The organism is Paenibacillus sp. 4624 (assembly GCF_050435065.1).
In the GTDB taxonomy this organism is placed as follows: domain Bacteria; phylum Bacillota; class Bacilli; order Paenibacillales; family Paenibacillaceae; genus Paenibacillus; species Paenibacillus amylolyticus_D.
In genome coordinates, this window is record NZ_JBNDJR010000006.1 from 351,837 (window position 1) to 370,344 (window position 18,508).

At 46.7% G+C, this 18,508-nt stretch carries 13 protein-coding genes; 5 read left to right on the plus strand and 8 right to left on the minus strand.

The genetic code is table 11. The features are described from left to right. The first annotated feature begins 341 nt into the window (after positions 1-341). A complete protein-coding gene (locus tag ABIE27_RS16340; RefSeq protein WP_123063144.1) occupies positions 342-1,169 on the plus strand; it encodes a C40 family peptidase in 828 nt (275 codons plus the stop codon). A gap of 130 nt (positions 1,170-1,299) precedes the next feature. On the opposite strand, the gene ABIE27_RS16345 is transcribed toward ABIE27_RS16340, so the two are convergent. Continuing rightward, positions 1,300-2,220 carry an ArsR/SmtB family transcription factor gene (locus tag ABIE27_RS16345; RefSeq protein WP_429350994.1) on the minus strand — a complete coding sequence of 307 codons (921 nt, stop codon included), beginning with the start codon at positions 2,218-2,220 and terminating at the stop codon, positions 1,300-1,302. A gap of 181 nt (positions 2,221-2,401) precedes the next feature. Between ABIE27_RS16345 and ABIE27_RS16350 the strand changes: the two genes are divergently transcribed. Further along, a complete protein-coding gene (locus tag ABIE27_RS16350; protein WP_429350976.1) occupies positions 2,402-3,907 on the plus strand; it encodes an alpha-N-arabinofuranosidase in 1,506 nt (501 codons plus the stop codon). A 768-nt stretch (positions 3,908-4,675) separates the two neighbouring features. Next, the gene (locus tag ABIE27_RS16355; protein ID WP_429350977.1) at positions 4,676-8,248 is read left to right on the plus strand and encodes an S-layer homology domain-containing protein; all 3,573 of its coding nucleotides are present in this window, start codon (positions 4,676-4,678) and stop codon (positions 8,246-8,248) included. Between the two features lie 136 nt (positions 8,249-8,384). Here the strand turns inward: ABIE27_RS16355 and ABIE27_RS16360 are convergent, their stop codons facing one another. Then, entirely contained in the window at positions 8,385-9,137 is a 753-nt protein-coding gene (locus ABIE27_RS16360; protein WP_429350978.1) for an MBL fold metallo-hydrolase, read from the minus strand. A gap of 131 nt (positions 9,138-9,268) precedes the next feature. Here ABIE27_RS16360 and ABIE27_RS16365 point away from each other — a divergent pair, with 131 nt between their 5' ends. Then, complete coding sequence (locus tag ABIE27_RS16365) at positions 9,269-9,703, plus strand: Lrp/AsnC family transcriptional regulator (RefSeq protein ID WP_429350979.1); 435 nt, start codon at positions 9,269-9,271, stop codon at positions 9,701-9,703. A 144-nt stretch (positions 9,704-9,847) separates the two neighbouring features. On the opposite strand, the gene ABIE27_RS16370 is transcribed toward ABIE27_RS16365, so the two are convergent. The 3 genes from ABIE27_RS16370 to ABIE27_RS16380 form a co-directional block, all read right to left on the minus strand. Beyond that, positions 9,848-10,351, minus strand: coding sequence for a hypothetical protein (locus tag ABIE27_RS16370; RefSeq protein ID WP_123063150.1), 504 nt, complete (start codon positions 10,349-10,351; stop codon positions 9,848-9,850). Between the two features lie 218 nt (positions 10,352-10,569). Further along, the gene (locus ABIE27_RS16375; RefSeq protein WP_429350980.1) at positions 10,570-12,384 is read right to left on the minus strand and encodes an ABC transporter ATP-binding protein; all 1,815 of its coding nucleotides are present in this window, start codon (positions 12,382-12,384) and stop codon (positions 10,570-10,572) included. Next, on the minus strand, positions 12,377-14,119 hold the full coding sequence (locus ABIE27_RS16380; protein WP_123063152.1) for an ABC transporter ATP-binding protein: 1,743 nt from the start codon (positions 14,117-14,119) through the stop codon (positions 12,377-12,379). The genes ABIE27_RS16375 and ABIE27_RS16380 overlap by 8 nt, the downstream gene beginning before the upstream one ends. A 418-nt stretch (positions 14,120-14,537) precedes the next feature. Here ABIE27_RS16380 and ABIE27_RS16385 point away from each other — a divergent pair, with 418 nt between their 5' ends. Further along, on the plus strand, positions 14,538-15,461 hold the full coding sequence (locus tag ABIE27_RS16385) for an S-layer homology domain-containing protein (protein ID WP_123063153.1): 924 nt from the start codon (positions 14,538-14,540) through the stop codon (positions 15,459-15,461). A 623-nt stretch (positions 15,462-16,084) separates the two neighbouring features. Here ABIE27_RS16385 and ABIE27_RS16390 read toward each other — a convergent pair. From ABIE27_RS16390 to ABIE27_RS16400, 3 genes are all read right to left on the minus strand, one after another. After that, positions 16,085-16,663 (minus strand): YdeI/OmpD-associated family protein, encoded by a 579-nt coding sequence (locus tag ABIE27_RS16390; RefSeq protein ID WP_123063412.1) that lies wholly within the window; start codon positions 16,661-16,663, stop codon positions 16,085-16,087. Positions 16,664-16,712: 49 nt separating this feature from the next. Then, the gene (locus ABIE27_RS16395; protein WP_123063154.1) at positions 16,713-17,225 is read right to left on the minus strand and encodes a DinB family protein; all 513 of its coding nucleotides are present in this window, start codon (positions 17,223-17,225) and stop codon (positions 16,713-16,715) included. Between the two features lie 346 nt (positions 17,226-17,571). Next, positions 17,572-18,495 (minus strand): helix-turn-helix transcriptional regulator, encoded by a 924-nt coding sequence (locus tag ABIE27_RS16400; protein WP_123063413.1) that lies wholly within the window; start codon positions 18,493-18,495, stop codon positions 17,572-17,574. Positions 18,496-18,508: the final 13 nt, after the last annotated feature.

The following is an 18,508-nucleotide window of genomic DNA, read 5'->3' on the forward strand; positions in this document are numbered from 1 at the left end:
GAAGCGAGTTGAAACATAGTAATGTTTTCCAGTTAGGTGTGGGGAAATATTAAAATCTAGTGCATAGGTTGCATGCGCGTGCAGCGAAGGTCTGTCTGACCAAAACGTGGAAATCTAAGGTATATCAATTAGTTACAAAAAATTAACCGTTATTTCCGTGTAGGGTATGTTCTATTTTTCCAGTCAAAGAACGTTTTCCCTGATCCTTAGTGCTCACACCTGTCTAAACCCTTGCAGGACTTTGGGCTGATGAACGTTAGAGAATGCCCGTTTACAATAAGGCGAGCCAGGAAGATGGCTTCTTGGTTAAAATTTTGTAATATCCGGAGGGACACGACATCATGAACTGGAAGAATACCATTGTTACGGCAAGTGTAACAGCAGCAATGCTGATGGGAAGTCTCACAACGGCAGCGCTCACAGGACAGGTATCCGCAGCAGCGGCAGATCAATCGAAAGTAGAAGTCATCTGGGGAGTAAACCTTCGAACCTCACCAACGTCATCTGGTAAAGTCATTCGTATGGTTTCCAAAGGAGAAACATTAACTGTGCTGGAGCAATCCGGATCGGATTGGTATAAAATCAAAGATGCTTCTAATCGGACAGGTTATATCTCGTCATCATCCAAATACACACAAGCGATAAGCGGTGGATCAACAACAGGCAATACGGGCACGACTAACGGTTCAAGCGGCTCGGGCTCTAGTCAGGGTTCGACAAGTCAGGGAAGTGTTGCGGTAGAGAAGGTAATTGCGGCCGGAATGAAATACATGGGGACACCTTATAAATATGCATCGGATCGCGACAGTACGGCAACGTTTGACTGCTCCAGCTTTGTAAGGCGAGCTTTTATTGACGGACTCGGCATTACACTTCCGGCAGACTCACGCCAACAAGGAGACTATGTGAAGAAGAAAGGTACGGTCACAACGAATTGGAAAAACCTGAAACGTGGTGATTTAATGTACTTTATGTCTTACAAAGGCACTTCTGCATCAGCCTACAGTGGCGTGAACAAATCTCGGGCGACGATTACACATACGGGTATTTATTTGGGTAATGGTAAAATACTGCATACATACTCCAACGCTGGCGGCGGTGTGACGGTTAGTGATATTGCCGGCAAGCACTGGGAATCCCGCTTCCTGTTCGGCGGCAGTGCGTTGTAGGACAAGCTCGAACTCGAATATGATATGTGCAATAGCCAGGCTACGTAAGCTTATTCAAGCGACATAAAATTAAAACACCTTTCATTTGACCGTTATTTTGGCAAATGAAAGGTGTTTTTTGTGCTTTATTTTACAAAGGTGCTATTCCATCATGATAGAACAATCGGAACAAAATGTCTTGATTGTAGTTACCAAATCCTTCACCATACAGCGTCATTCCGCCGACGTGACGTGCATCTTCCTCCACAGAAAGGCGCAAGGTCCACTGATTACGCTCCACTGGAATGTCTGAGAGCGTGACACTGGACAGATGCTGACCATCGATGAACGTTCCGTCATTCGTTATACGCAGCACTTTGAGCATGCCATACTGATTGACGATATCACTCCACCAGTCAGGCGTAAATATGCCGCGACCATTGCCGGAGTCACCCGGGCTGGTCCATTCCCCTAATCGAATGCCGTTCAGGGTGAACGTAATATCAGAAGGCCAGTTTGGATTCACAGAAGGGGCTTCTGATCCAATCTCCAGTGACAACTCAATGGCGTCAATCTGCTGCCCGGTCAACATGTAGTTTGGGATTTTATACTCAACAAATCCGCGTCCCATCCACAAGATGTGGGCATGCATCCGGTCCGGGTCCAAAAAATAACGAGGATCATCATACTGCCCAATGACATGATCGGATGTGGCTAAACCGCAGGTAGGATATACGTCAAAATGAGTGTAGTGACCGACAGGAATGGAAACCTCGTGAAACTTGCGGGATGCTCCCGTCTCTTGAGGCATGGAGATGCCGATCCAGTCGACGGCCAGGCTGTTCATTTTATGCGTGCCGCCATCCTTACGAATCATTTTGGACTGAATGATGCCGACATCTTGAAGCTTGCGGACATGCATGGTGACGATCGCGCTACTAAGGCCAAGCGAAGCAGCAATGTCTTTCACATTCATTGGTGTTTCGGCCACAAGGCGGATAATTTGCAGACGGACTTCACTTGCAAGTGCTTCGTATAAAGGGAGCCATTCGGCATCGGTATTTGCTCTGATCACAGGTGTTCCTCCAATTTCATGTATAGAATTAAGTTAAACATAAATTCATGGAAAAGAATAATGTTTTTCAAATTTCGGGTTGAAATATGTGTTGTTATCGATTTTAATATAAATATGAACGTTGATCCATAGAATATCAATTAATTTTTACATTAATCTTAGGGAGATGAGATCATTCATGGAAAAAGCGAAAATGACGGTAGATAAAGATTTTACGATTGGTGAAGTGGATAAGCGTTTGTATGGATCATTTATTGAGCATCTGGGACGTGCCGTATATGGTGGAATTTATGAGCCAGGGCATGCTTCAGCCAATGAGCAGGGGTTCCGCACAGATGTGCTGGAGATGGTGAAGGAGTTGCACGTGCCGATTGTACGTTATCCAGGTGGTAATTTTGTATCCGGTTACAATTGGGAGGATAGTGTGGGGCCGGTATCTGAACGTAAGCGCAGGCTGGATCTGGCATGGAGAACAATTGAAACCAATGAATTTGGTTTTAACGAATTTGTGGATTGGGCTAAACAGGCCAACTCCGAAGTGATGATGGCGGTTAACCTTGGAACACGCGGTGCGGATGCTGCCCGTAATATCGTGGAGTACAGCAACCATCCGGAAGGTTCGTATTACAGCGATCTTCGGATTAAACATGGATACAAGCAGCCGCACGGGATCAAAACATGGTGTCTGGGCAACGAAATGGACGGACCTTGGCAGATTGGGCATAAGACCGCCGAAGAATATGGACGTACAGCCGTGGAGGCAGCCAAAGTTATGAAATGGACAGACCCAACGATTGAACTCGTTGCTTGCGGAAGCTCGAACCTGGGCATGCCTTCTTTCCCGGACTGGGAAGCAACAGTACTGGATCATACGTATGATCATGTAGAGTATCTGTCTCTGCACCAGTATTATGGTAATCCGGAGAATGATACGCCAACCTTCCTTGCACGCTCGTTGGAGATGGATCGGTTCATTGATACGGTGAAAGCGACATGTGATTATATCAAAGCGAAGAAACGCAGCAAAAAGACGATGTTTCTGTCTTTTGATGAGTGGAACGTCTGGTATCACTCCCATGAGAATGACTCCAAAATGGACCCGTGGCAGATTGCTCCGCCACAGTTAGAGGATATTTATAACCATGAGGATGCACTCTTGGTGGGCTGTATGCTGATTAGCATGCTGAAACATGCGGATCGGGTGAAAATGGCGTGCCTGGCTCAACTCGTCAACGTAATTGCTCCGATTATGACGGAAACAGGCGGAGCATCATGGAGACAGACGATCTTCTATCCATTCATGCATGCATCTGTATATGGCCGTGGCACGGCACTTGTGCCTTTGATTCAGTCACCGAAATATGATACAAAAGAAATTACGGATGTTCCTTATTTGGAAGGGATTGCGGTGCATAACGAAGAGCAAGGAGAAGTAACTGTGTTTGCGGTTAATCGTCACTTGCAAGAGTCGTTGCCGCTTGAAGTGGATCTGCGCAGTTTTGGCAAATGCAGCCTGATCGAGCACATCGTTCTGGAAGCAGATGACCTCAAAGCGGTCAATACCGCTGCACAGCCTAATAATGTTGTTCCACATAACCGCGGAGGAGCATTAGTATCCGATACGCTGATCACGGCAAGTCTGGCGAAAGCATCCTGGAACGTGATTCGTTTGAAGGTGCAATAAGAGGCTGGCATTGGTTTTGAGAGGTCATGCAAACCACTGCAGCGCTTCGAGATCGTAAGATCTTGGTGAGATAAGGTTGGAGTAATACGAGTGTTTAAGTAGGCTCAACCTGAAATAGGGTGAGTTTGAAGTGGGTAAGTAAGGCCAACGTGCAGTAAAAAACGGTATGCGAATATTCGCATACCGTTTTTTGCTCCCCAGTAGAGTTCCCCAGTAGAGTTCCCCAGTAGAGTTCCCCAGTAGAGTTCCCCAGTAGAGTTCCCCAGTAGAGTTCCCCAGTAGAGTGCCTTTTTGCTGTCCAATTGCGCTAACGATCACAGGAAAGCTTATTTCGGCATTTAACGCCACATTTTAATTCTAACGATCATGAGAGAGGTTATTTCAGTAAAAAAGGGTGGAATTCCATGGGAAAGTGGACATTTTACATAAATAGGTCCGCTGTGATCGTTAGAATTTCAAAGTGGCAAAAACAGCCCAAATAGGGTCTGCTGTGATCGTTAGAAAGGCCCGCGAGCAAGTTACATCATACGAATGACGATTGCAGGGAATCAGGTCTGTCTAATGTAATGTAGAAAATGAAATTTTTAGCGAATAAAGTCGAAAAATATCAACTTATATTATATTTTCTATGATAGTATAGCAGTATATTCCAGACGTTATCGGCAATACGGGGGTGTTCCGCGTTAAACCGTCCCGGAGTATACACAGGTGAAAAGGGAGAGCGATGCTATGGAGCAAAGGTTGGTTTTGAGGGTTACAGCAATCTGCATGATTTTGAGTTTGGTTCTGACGATGTGGGGGAGAGTGCCCGTGGTGCTCGCTGCTCCAGCTGCGCCAATGGTTGCCTCCAAGCAGGAAAGCATTGAGGTTACCGGCTTTGAAGCCGGTGCTGTACTGAAGCTCTACCGGGTCAATGGCGGAGGACTGGTAGCTACGTCTCCACCCGTTACAGGCACATATTTGTTTGAGCAAGTCGTCCCTGATCATGAGCAGTACTATGTAACTCAAACAGTGGGCGGTGCAGTAAGTGATGGTTCAGTTTTTGTTAATGCCAGTCTCCGTATCCCTCAAGCGGAAGGGGATGTGGAGCAAGTCAAGGTTACCAATGTTTATCCTGGAGCGGAAGTGAAACTGTATGAATCCAACGGGACACCTGTTGGCATCACCGCTGAATTACAATCCCCTAACACGGTGCTGTTCAAAAACGTGACAGCAGGAACAGGTTACTATGTTAATCAGAAATTTAATGAAGTCGTTAGTACAGGCTCCAACCAAGTCACTGTAACTCCAGAAAGGCCTACAGCCCAAGCCGGACTGGGACCGGAACTGGAACCCGAACAGATTGTTGTCAGCGACTTTCATGCGGGTGCCATTCTAAAGCTGTATCAGGTGAGTAATGGTGAATTGAAAGCGACTTCACCTTCCGTGACGGATGTTACGTACTATACGTTTAATTCTGTAGTGCCTCAAAAGGAAGGCTATTATGTAACCCAAACATTAAACAATGTCCAAAGTACGAATTCTGATTTTACGAATTCCATTTTGCGAAAACCGCAAGCCAGTGTGGATGCTAATTCAATCAAAGTCAGCAACATTTATCCAGGGGCAGCCGTTACGTTGCACAATCAGGATGGAACTTTGGTTTCCGGCTCACCTGATGTGCAACAGGATGGAACGGTCATTTTTCCTAATCTGAACAGTCGTTCCTACTACTTTGCGAAGCAAACCATCAATGAAGTTGTCAGGGATTCTGATACCGTTTACGTATCACCAAACATTCCGGGGCAACCTGTAGCTGAAGGCAAGGAGGAAAGCATTGAGGTCAGCGGTTTTACATCCGGAGCGATCCTGAAACTGTACCGCGCATCGAATGGCTCCCATGTAGCCACGTCGCCTCCTGTAACACAGAGCCCATACCTGTTTCAATTCGTTGAGCCTCAATCCGGGGGAGGATACTACATTACTCAGACGGTTAACGGAGAGGCAAGTACGAATTCTGAATTCGTAAATTCCACTTTGCGAAAACCACAAGCCAGCGCTGACTCCAGTTCGGTAACGGTCAGCAATGTATATCCAGGTGCAACCGTTTCTTTATACAGAGGGAATGGGGAACTGGTCTCATCAGACATGCCGAACATGCAACAGCCCGACAAAGTCATCTTTACAGGATTGGAGAAACGAACTGAATATTACGCCCAGCAACAGATTAACGGCGTAGTTAGTGAAGCCACCAGTAAAGTTCAGCTTTCGATCTCTAAACCTGGAAGTCCTACAGTAGTAACAGGGACTGAATATATTGACGTAAGCGGATTCACCACTGGAGCTGTATTGAAGCTTTATCTGGTAGAGGGCAACGGCACATTGAAAGCTACCTCCGAACCCGTTACAGGAAGCACATATCGTTTTGAAAATGTAATACCTGATAATAGAGAGTACTATGTAACACAAACCATAGACGGTGAAGAAAGTGATAATTCCGTTTTTGTCGGCGTTCATTTGCGGAACCCTGTGGGGAGTGTGGGTATCGGGTATCTGGATGTTGATCAAGTCTATCCAGGAGCAACCGTCAGCTTATATCTAACGGACGGCACCCTGGTTTCCAGTGCGCCTGAACTGCAATCCGACGGCAAAATGCGATTTGACAATCTGCCAGCAGGCGGCGAGTATTACGTAGTGCAGCGTATAAACGGTGTGGTTAGTGAAGCGACACCTTGGTTGAACATTCCTACCGTTCCTCATGCGCCAAGGAATGTAAGAGCAATTGCAGGCAATGGTCAGGCGACGATCACCTTTGATGTTCCACGTGAGGATGGAGGCAGCCCGATCACTGAATATGAAGTGACAGCTTCCCCAGGCAATATCCAGGTAAAAGGAACTTCAAGCCCAATGACCATAACGGGTCTGACCAATGGCGTAAGTTATACGTTTGCGGTTAAAGCGATTAATGTAGTAGGTAGCAGTCTCGCATCTACTCCTTCAAATACCGTTATTCCTGCGTTGCCTTCAAGCGGAGGTGGTTCAGACAACAGCTCTGGTTCAGGTGGGGTAACGACCGGAGGTACAACATCGACAACACAGCCAGGCATGAATCAAGGCATTAACGTTTTGGTTAATGGTGTATCCGAACAGATTGGCTTCTTAACTCAAACGACCAAAAATGGTCAAATTGTAAGCAAGGTTGGCATTGATCCGGAAAAATTAAAACAGAAGTTGGCTACCGAGGGCTCAGGTGCTGTGGTTACCATTCTGGTGCCTTCTGGGGCAGACGTTTTGGTTGGTGAACTGGACAGCTCCATGATTCAAGAGATGCAAGCATCCCGCGCGGTTCTGAAGTTACAGACGGATTTTGCAACGTACAGCCTTCCTGTCAGCCAGATTTCACTTGATTCACTTGCGAAAGGTTTTGGCGGGGGAACTGCCTTGCAGAACATAAAGGTACAAGTGGAGATGGGCAAACCTACTCAGGCAGCAAATGATGCTGTAAATCGCGCTGTTCAACAAAATCAATTTACACTTGAGGGTGCACCCGTTGAATTTGCAGTGAGGGGTGTGTACGAAAATCAATCCGTAGATATCCATCAATTTAACATGTATGTCGAGCGAACAATCACGCTTGAAAATGGTAAAACCAATTCCGGTATTACTACAGGTGTCGTTGTTAACCCGGACGGAACCGTACGGCATGTACCTACTCGTATTTCGCTCAGAGATGGACGCTATGTAGCGGTAATCAACAGTCTGAGCAACAGCACGTATGCCCTGATTCTGAATCCCGTTCAATTTAAGGACGTGGTTGGGCATTGGGTACAGAACACCGTAAATGATATGGGCTCTAGAATGATCATTGAGGGAACAGGAAATGGAAATTATAGTCCGGATCAGCAGATGACCCGCGCCGAGTTTGCCACGATCATTACACGAGCGCTGGGAATTGCGCCGAGAGCCGTGAACAATATGTTCTCTGATGTACCACAGACAGCGTGGTATTCAGCATCGGTTGGCAGCGCCCATGAGTATAATCTGGTTAACGGTTATGCAGATGGAAGCTTCAAACCTGACCGTAATATGACCCGGGAAGAAGCTATGGTTTTATTAGCCAGAGCATTGGAACTGGCAACATCATCCGCCACCATATCAGAGACTCAGGCTCAGCAGATTCTTGCGGATCATGGGCTTGAAAAAGATATATCCACCTGGGCTGTCAAGAGTGCTGCGCAGATGATTGAAGCAGGTGTTATCACTGGTCGAGGCAACTCTGATTTGGCGCCTGATGCATTTGTTACCCGCGCCGAGGTGGCTCAGATGGTAGCACGTTTGCTTGCCAAGGCTAATTTGATCTGAGTAGCATGCAAACTAAATTAAACTAAACTTAATTAACACTAAGTATCCGTAAAAGACCGCATCCCTCTAAAGAAAAGGGATGCGGTCTTTTACTTAAACATCCTTAAAGAAATGCCCCTTCGCTTACGCCGGTGATTCAAAACTCGAAGCTTTCGCCATCCATTGGAATGAGTACTTTATCCTCCGGCTGTTCTTTTGCCAGATACGCAGCTAGATCAGTGCGTGTCGTCATGCAGTGGTTGATTGCATCCATGTGTACAGCGATGAGGTGAGCGGAAGGTGCAGCGTGTTTTACGGCGGCAACGTCGGGTCCGTCCATAGTGATGGGATCGCCCTGCAAGAAGCGTGCACCCCCGGCATTGACGACAATGACCTCTGGTTTATATTGCTTGATTGCTGCCGCAGGTTTATCACACCAGATCGTATCTCCGGCAATGTAGGTGACCGGTTCTCCATCCGCTTCAAGCACAAAACCGGATACCTTACCCATACGTTTGCCAATCTCTCCTGTACCGTGCTGACCAGAAGTACGCGAGAATTGCACCGAATGATGCTCATGCTTCACATCGACAGGCGTTACATCCGTAAATCCCGCTTTTATGAAAATAGGCTCGTCCCCCGGCTGACAAAGCAAGGGGATATCCTTTTGCAATTGGCTCGCGGCAGCTTCATCCCAATGGTCGGGATGGGTATGCGTTACAATCAGCAGATCTGGCTTGAGGTAATCCGTTTCTGTTTCGGGGAGATCGACTCTAGGGTTACGCAGTTCATTCGGTGTATTTGGAAAGGCGGGCATGCTCTCGGCATCCATCAGCATCGGATCAACCAGAATATTTAAACCACCGTATTCCAGCCACAGTGTGGCGTTACGTATCAATTGAATTTTCATTTTGTTTGCACTCCTTTGGGTTCTCTCTTAGTATTATCCTATATGTTATACAACCCGATTCAGGTCGTACATAACCTGCTGAATGCATATAGTCCCGACTATTTTCAAGGTGAAAGGAATGCTCAATACCCATGAACGAAACGATAGACGCCACAGATGTACGCATTTTACAGATTCTGATTCGGGATGCCAAGCGTTCGAACAAGGAGATTGGAGAGGAAGTGCATCTGACCGGACAAGCGGTTGGCGCGAGAGTACGCAAGCTGCAGGACCTGGGAGTTATTGAAGGGTATACGGTAAAATGGGACCCGGACCGCCTAGGCCTTGGCTTGAAGGCATTTGTCACGGTATTTCTGAACTCTGGCGATAAACATGCTGCCTTTCGTACGTTTATTGCAGAGCGCGAGGACGTTGTCGAAGTCCACCGGGTCAGTGGAGAGGGCTGTTATCTGATGCAGGTGCAGACAGGAACAACAGAGCAGCTCGGTGAACTGCTGGAGGCTCTGCTGCCGCTGGGTAATTATAGGGTGAGTTTATCCATTGGGGTGGAGAAATCACAATACTAAAGGTGTAGAGTGTATTCATAAGAATTAAAGTGGAGGGACACTGCTTTTTCGGCGAGTTGGATACGGGCTTGAAAGGTAGAATACAACTCACCTAGAATTCAACTTTCATCTATACCCATCATACAAAAACAAGACCTGGACTGATCAGTCCAGGTCTTGTCTTTGATGTTCCCGTAACGTCTTTTGGAGAGTAGACAAGGAGGATTGCAACTCTTTTTTTCCGAATAGATGATCCGTATGAATATGAACGCGTGTTGCGTCTTTCAAATACAAGGCGTACATGGGTGAGGGAGAAAGTTGCCATTTGCTTCTGGCAGGAGTGGCAACTTCGATTTTGCGAATCTGGTTCCACGGAATGGAGCGATGACCTGCATGAAGAGATGCTTTATCCCAGGATACAATTACGGTTGATTTCGAAATGGACCGGGAAAGAAACATAAAGAAAAATGGCCCGACCATCCACATGCCAAGTACAGCAGCCATCGGATAATAGATTTTTTCCACACTCTCGGTCTTTCCGGCTATGATGACCCATAATAACAGGAGACATAAGACAAGGAACAGTAGGCAGAGGCATCCTTTCCAGATGGCTGTGACGCGATGATAGCGAATCTCCCCCTGCTGATGTTCGGATGTTATGGACAACATAATTTTTTTCTCCTTTCTATCCATCTTCATATGTAAAAGTGCCGCCTGCATCAGCAGACGGCCTGTTTGACGTGTCAGCCTATATTTAAGTTTACGAGATCGGATGGGATTTAGGTGCAAATACATGTGAACAATGATTTAATCTTAGCAATCTTAGCAGTTCCAGTTCTAATTGTCCTGTCCGATGAATGTTGTGATTCAAACTAACGTGAAAAATATTATCCCAGCTTGCTGGGCTGCTGTCCGGCTTCCCGTGCGTGCTGGTACAAATCCGCATAAACTCCTTGGCTCGCAACCAGCTCCTGATGCGATCCTTCCTCGACAATAGCGCCTTGTTCCATGACCAGAATTCGGTCAGCATGCATGACTGTAGACAGGCGATGTGCAATCACAATGGTTGTTCTGCCTTGGGATACGGATTCGAGCGCATGTTGTACAAGTTGTTCAGTGTGCGAGTCCAGATTGGCAGTGGCTTCATCCAGAATAAGAATCCGTGGCTGAAATACAACGATTCGTGCAAACGAGATCAGCTGTCGTTCCCCGGCGGATAACCCGCTCCCGCGCTCGGACAGACGGGTGTCATAGCCTTGCGGCAAACGACTTATCATCACATCTGCCCCAACAAATCGGCATGCTTCCATTGCTTGCTCACGCGTAATATCTTCCCTGAACATTCTTACGTTATCAATAATGGTACCCGAGAACAGGAAAGGCTCCTGTTGAATCAGACCCACAATCCGGTGAAGTGAAGCTTGCGGAATGTGGCGAATGTCGGTGCCATCGATTTGGATGCAGCCCTGATTAACGTCATAGAACCGATTGAGCAGAGAGATCAGTGTGCTTTTGCCCGCTCCGGTTGTACCCACAATACCGACCATCTCCCCGGGATACAAGTGTAGATTCATATGTTGAATAATAGGACGATCCGCCTTGTAACCGAAGGATACATCATTAAAATCAATCTGCCCCATCACATGCTGTGATTCCAGCGGAAAAGCTTGATCCGGGGACGGATCATGTACTTCAGGCTTTGTGTTCAAAATGTTCCAGATCCGATCCATCGAAACGGTGGTGGACTGAAAGGTGTTCCACTGCATCGTAATCTGATTGATCGGTTGAAAAAACTGACGAATGTAGCTGATAAATGCATACAGCACCCCGACTTGTAAAGACTCACCGAGCACGGCGCGACCGCCAAGCCACACCATCATCACCAATGCCGCATTGCCCAGGATATCAAACGTCCGGTTAAATATGACATTCGAGCGAGCCTGTGTAATGTTCGCCTCCAGATGAAGGGCATTCTGTTCTTTGAACCGTTTCCTCTGCTCTTCCTCTTGATGGAATGCTTGAATCAGAAACATGCCAGACAAATTCTCCGCAGTAAACGCAATGAGTCGGGAGAGACGCGTGCGTGCATTCTGATAGGCACTTCGCAGTCTGCGGCGGAACAGGGCAGCCACAACGGCGATGACCGGAAGTACGATGAGGGAATAACTGGCGAGCATGGGATCAAGCTGAAACATGAAAAAGATAATGAGCACCAGCATCATGCCATCCCGGATCAGACTAAGCAGTACCTGGGTGAAGAAACTGCTGATCGTTTCTGTATCACTGGATACATTGGTTACGAGACTGCCGATATGAAAGCGGTCGAAGAAGGACATGGACATTTTCGAAATATGTCTGAACAAATCTTTGCGAATGCGGGAGACGATGCTCTGACCGACATGTTGCAACAGATTATTTTGAATATAGGTAAAAATAAAACTGATTACAGCCAGCCCCAGAAAAACGGCGGCGAGTTTAACGAGAAACAAGGTACTGGTTTGGCCAACAGCCAGATGGTCATCGATCGCAATCTTCACCAGATAAGGCTGTAGCAAATCAGCTGAAATGCCGAGCAGGGAGCAAAAGAAAATACCGGCAAATGCCCAACGATGCGGTTTGGCATAGCCCATCATTTCTTTAAATGAAGCACGTTTACTGTGATGATCTTTGGTGGAGGTCTCCGATTTTACCGCATCAGACATGATGTAACCCCTCCTCCTGCAAGCGATAGGTCGCTGCATACAGCCCTTTGGTAGCCATCAACTCCGTATGCGTTCCTTGTTCAACAATCTGTCCTTCATCCAGTACAAGGATGACATCCGCATGACGAACGGCACTGATACGGTGAGAGATGATCAAGGTGGTTTTGCCTTTGCCGATCTTACGCAGACTGCGGAGAATCCCTGTTTCGGTAACAGCATCTACAGCACTCATACTGTCATCCAAAATTAGGATTTGAGCCTGCTTAATCAATCCGCGAGCGAGACTGGTACGTTGCCGTTGTCCACCAGACAGCGTAAGTCCACGTTCACCCAGCAGCGTATCGAAACGATCAGGGAAACGCACAATATTTTCATAAATCATCGCTTGTTTGGCGCTGTCTTCTATGTCACCCATAGGTGCTTCGCGGTCGCTGAATGCAATGTTGTCCCGTATGGTGGTGCTGAATAGAAAGCCGTCCTGAGGTACATAAGCGATTTGAGACCTGAGACTGTCCAGTGATAGTTCCCGAATGTCTGTGCCATTGATGAAAATGCTGCCTTCCGGCGGTTCGTATGTACGGAGCAGCAGCTTGACCAGTGTGCTTTTGCCTGAACCTGTTTTACCGACAATTCCAACTGTACGCCCCGCATGGATCTGGAGTTGGATATTTTTTAGCGCAGGCGAGGAGCTGCCTGGATAACGGAACGTCAAATCGTTGATCTTAATTTCCTGCATGTTTTGCAGTGTCTCCGCTTCAGGGATTTCCTGTACATCGGGCTCTTCACTGAGAAGATCATTTACTCTTTCGAGTGAGGCTCCCGAGCGCTGCATCGTATTAATCACATTACCAATCTGCTGAAGTGGTCCCATAATGATTCGCAGATACAAGGTCAGGGCGACAAAGCTGCCTAGCGTAATGGAGTTTTGCATCGTTAGCATGCCGCCAATCAGCAGCGAAATCACGAGAGACGTTGCACCGAGCAAAGGAAGTGTCGCCTGGAAAAGGGAGGAAAGACGAACTAACCGCAGCTGTTTATTTTTGATATCATCGACGGTTGCGCCAAAACGTGAACGAGCGTTATCTTCAATGGCAAATGTTTTGATTACGCGGATACCGCCAAGCTGCTCCTCGGCAGATTCCGTCATTGTGGCGAGCGCCTCTTGCACATCACGGGAGCGCTTTCGAATCCGTGGGCCGAAGAAAACAACCAGGAATGGAATGGCGAGCAGCGGTACAATGCTGATTAAGATCAGTGTCAGCGGAATGCCACTAAGCAGCATCATCACTACACAGGACAATAATAGAAAGGCCGCATTGGTCATCATGGTAACCCCGTTGGATATGGCTTCCCGGACGGACGTGACATCGTTCATAAAATAGCTGAGCAGCTTGCCGTTGCCCTGTTTGGAAAAATAGTGCTCGCTAAGCTCGGAAAACTTGCGGAATATCCGCTCGCGTGTCATAAATTCAAATCGCCGGCCCAGCTTCATAATCATGAACTGGCCGGTACCAAACAGCAGGTTATATGCAATTGCAATCGCAAGCAGCGATAAGCTGTAACGGATCACCGTTTGCATCTGGAGTGTGTTTTGTAGGAGTTGATCCGTAAAGTTGCCTAGAATACGGGGCAGGGAGGCCTGACCGACATTGGACGCAATGATCAAAAGAACAGCCAGGAGATAGATAGGCCAGTTGGACAACACATAACCGCGCAGCAAACCTTTTTTGGACATAGGTGTGGGTTCTCCTTTGTTACGAAGTCAAGAAAAGGGCAGACACCTGATCGTAGCGTGTCATGCCCTCTTACTTTATGCGAACTTGTTTGTTATTTATCCGTCAACCGATAAATCTTTCTATTTATATTTTCGCGCTAATATGAGTTGTTGTCAATGTACTCTGCCTGGAATGAAGAGAGGGAAGTAAACCCTTGATGTTTAACGTATTCCTTCTGTCAGAACCATGTAAATGAGGTTTTTCATGGTGATATGACAGCATAAAATGCGTTGCCGTTACACCGCAAATCATATGCATGGTTATGAAGTTGTATTCACCAAATGCGAAAAGAACTGAAACATTTTACGAAGATGTCCCGTCTGTAGGGATGAAAAGATGAAAAACAGGTTTTACTAATCATAATGGAGGTGCCAGGAAATGAAACATAAAAAAGGATTGGCTGCAACACTTGCGCTATGCGTTTCTTTGACAGCAGGAGGTGCTTCAGTATTTGCATTTTCCGACATTAAGGATGAAGGCCAGAAGACGGTTGTGGATACCTTGAAATCGAAGGGGATCGTAAATGGAGTAACGGCGGATCTGTTCAGACCTGATGTTGCTTTGTCCGAACCGCAGGGGATTCAATTGATTGTTAAAGCATTTGGATTACAAAATGCATATGCAGAAGCTTCCGCGCAGAATAAGATTAGTCCAGATACCTGGTATGCAGATGCTGTGCAAGCGGCAACTCAGAATGGCCTGTCCATTCCGGTAGAGGTGAATCCGCAAGGCAAGATGACGCGCGAACAATTTGTTATTTTGCTGCATGAGGGAATTAACACGACTGGTAATTATCCGGTAATCATGAAGTATAATGAAGTGAAGGATGAAAAAAAATTAAGTAAGGACGCCATGTCTGCGGTCCAGAACTTGCTGAATATGAACATCATTGAACTGGACAAGGATGGAAATTTCCGCCCAGATCAGTCGCTTACTCGTATGGAGGCAGCCAGTATGATTTTCAATGCGCTTGAGTTTGTGGATCAGCACAGTGATGACGGTTCAACTGAACCAGCTCCAACGAATCCCGGTGAAGGACAGCAAGCGATCGTACCAGCGGTAACAATCAGCAAGGTAGATGACAAAACAAGCAAAGTGACCCTGACGGCTGAAATGCCGCATCCGGGATACGGGTTGAAAATTGATGAGGTCAAACTGGAGAAGGATAAACACGCTATTGTCAAATACTCCATCGTGCAGCCTGATCCGGATAAGATGTATCCAATGGTGATTACCAAAGTAACGGCAGAAGCCGAAATTCCAACAGGGTACACCGCTGAAGCTCAGCCTTCTGGTAAGTAAATTAGTGTAGTAAAATTTGCTCGTCTCACCTGTCAGCTGCTAGGGATAATTGAACCGACTTGAAGAAAACAGAAAACCATCTAACTGATCGTATGCTCTATGAAAGGGTGCCAGCCAGTTACCAGTAAAGTGATCTGGATAGTATCCAACCACGGGGAAAGTTTGGGCAGGGCTGATGGGTTTCGTAAGATCAGGTTAGCCAGTAATTACTGGCTGGCCTTTTTTTGTGTGTGGAGAGCCTGCGTGATGAGTGAGCTTAAAGCGCTAACGATCACCATAGAGCTTATTTTGGTGAAAATAGGGTGTTTTCAAATTTAACGATCCTCAGAGACGCTTTTTCAGTAAATTAGGCTAATTTCGCCTCGAAAATAGCTAACAATCGGAGAATAAGGTTTCTGGTGATCGTTAGAATTTCAGTCAAGCGAAAAACGGCTAAATAGCGTCTCCTGTGATCGTTAGAAACTCGGCAACAGGGTGAATGATGAACAGAAGCAGGGCGGTGCGTGTTATACAAACAGCATTGTGCGCAGTATTATTCAAGTTCTGTTCTGAGCCAAAATCAACCGGTTGGGTTCTGGGTCAACATTCAACCGGCTGGTCGGCCGAACTAATACACACATGCTTTAATCATGCAACAACCTTCCGTTATCATGCCACTGACCATACAGTTGATTTGCCTTCGTATGTTGGATGAACTTATCAAGTCGGCTTTGAAAGAGATCTGGCTGCCGTTTAACGCTCTGGATCGTGTCGATGCGTACCCGTTGATAGAGGTGAGGAAAAGCTGCGAAATGATCATACACTTGTCTGTCCGTAGTTAACCTTTTCTTAATCTCGGCATCTACAACAAAAGCTTCAGGGTTCATGTCAGGCAGAACCTTTCTACCCGCATCCTGCATAAGGCCTAGCCTTTCTAAGCGGCGCACACGTTCCTTATTAAGCTCTGTCCATGAGCTCTTGCGGCTGCGGGGAGATAAGCGTTGTAATAACAGGCCATCGGAAGTTTTCTTTTTGACTCCATCAATCCAGCCAAAGCATAACGCTTCTTCAACAGCATCCAGATATAAAAGGGTATCCGGGCGCGGCTTCAAACTCACAGGAACCCAGCAGCAGGACTCTGTAGTCCCGTGCTCCTGTAACCATTGTCTTAACTCTTCTCTGGAGGTAAAGGTGAGTATCTTTTCAAGTGGAGCAGATGGCATCATATCCAAGACCTTTCATCAGGCATAATGGACTTCAAGCATTAGAGAATTACTCCGCAGTATTGGGATTTTCATACCAGAATCTGAAATAGTCGTTCATGACAGAGGCATGCCCCAACTGGCGTAACATGGTGGATATATTCCCCCGGTGATAGGTTCCGTGATTCACCAGATGTAGGACCATTTCTGCGAAACTGGTTTGACGTACGCCTGCAAAGGGATTGTCTAGAAGAAACGTCTGCTCCAAATCCGTCTGTTGACTGAACCAATTCAGGTATTGATTGGATAGTTCGGCATTACGCTCGAAATATTTTTCTATTGTGGCAAACGTTTCTCCGTTACGCGTCATGCAGATTTGTAAGGCTTCTGGCATGCTGGTGCCGGTTAGCACGAGGTACCACATCTGATCTACAGCATACATATGACTGAGCGCATGCGCGAGAGTAGGGAAGGAACTGTTCACTTCCTGATGCAGCACAGTAGCCGGCAACTCCTGAATGCGTTGCATAATGATCTGTGAAGCCCAAACATGATAGTGATACATTTGTTCTGGGTGATTCATGGAATATCGTCTCCTTTATTTTGGCGAATGATGGGATGTTCATAGTACCTTCCTTGTTGCTGAAATAAGTATAAAAAAAGAAGTATGACAACAGCGTGTCATACTTCTTCTCTCACATCACAATACTTCGCAAGGCACCCAAAGCACAAGACTTCACAAGACATCTACATCACAAGACATCCAATGCTTCACAAGGCTCCACTAAATTTCAAAAACATTATATCCACCGAGTTATACCGTAACATACGCGTTGAGCGAATCTCTCTAGTTTGGTTATTCATCCGGCCATTATGCCGAATAATACATTACCCGAACATGTACCTCCACTTTAACTACTAGTGTGGCTTCAATGATTGTGTTTGTCATAGCGTTTGAGTGCATTTCGTAGTTGCGTCTCCAGAACATCCCTCAGTGCTGCAGGTTCTAAAACCTCTGCACCACTTCCCAAACTCAGCAAGAACGACCATAACCACGGAGCCTGGAGCGGCTCATGAACCCGGATGCGCATCGTCATGGTGCCGTCCTCATGAAATTGTTTATCTGCCTGCTGAAAATGATCCAGCGCCTCCGCGAGTGCATCCGGATATACGCGAAATACCACATCTGTCATGATATCCTGTGCGACAGGCGGAGGGAGGGACGGCTCTTCTGAGGGGAGAGCGTGCGGTTCGAAATAACGGTTGGTCAGATGCACGTTTAACATCCGTGACAGCCGGAATTCCCGGTAATCCTGCCGGCTGCGACAATATCCATAAACGTACCAGCTACGATATTTAAATTGCAACAGAACAGGTTCGATTTCTCGGGTCGTGCGCTCATTTTTGGAATTAATGTAATCAAACTGAACGACATGATGTTGCATGATTCCTGCACGAAGATGCGAAAGCGAGTCGGGCTCAGTTCGATACGTATTCAGGTCTACAGTTAAGTTTGGTCTCTCATGCTGTTCTCCAATCGTCTGCAAACGTTCGATTGTACCCTGTGCACGCACATCATTAAATACGGTAGAGAGGCTGGTCAGCACTGTAATCAATGCATCCACATCATAGGAGCCGAGCAAGCTTTTATCCATTTTATATCCGTTCATAATGCCATACCCGCCATTCATTCCCTGATGCGAAACAACAGGAAACCCGGCCGCACAGATTACATCAATATCCCGATAGATCGTTCTGGGCGATACTTGATATTCCTCGGCAAGGGTTGATGCAGACAACACCTCGTGATTGAGTAACTTGTATATGATCGAGACTAACCGTTCCAGTTTCAATAGAACCCCACCC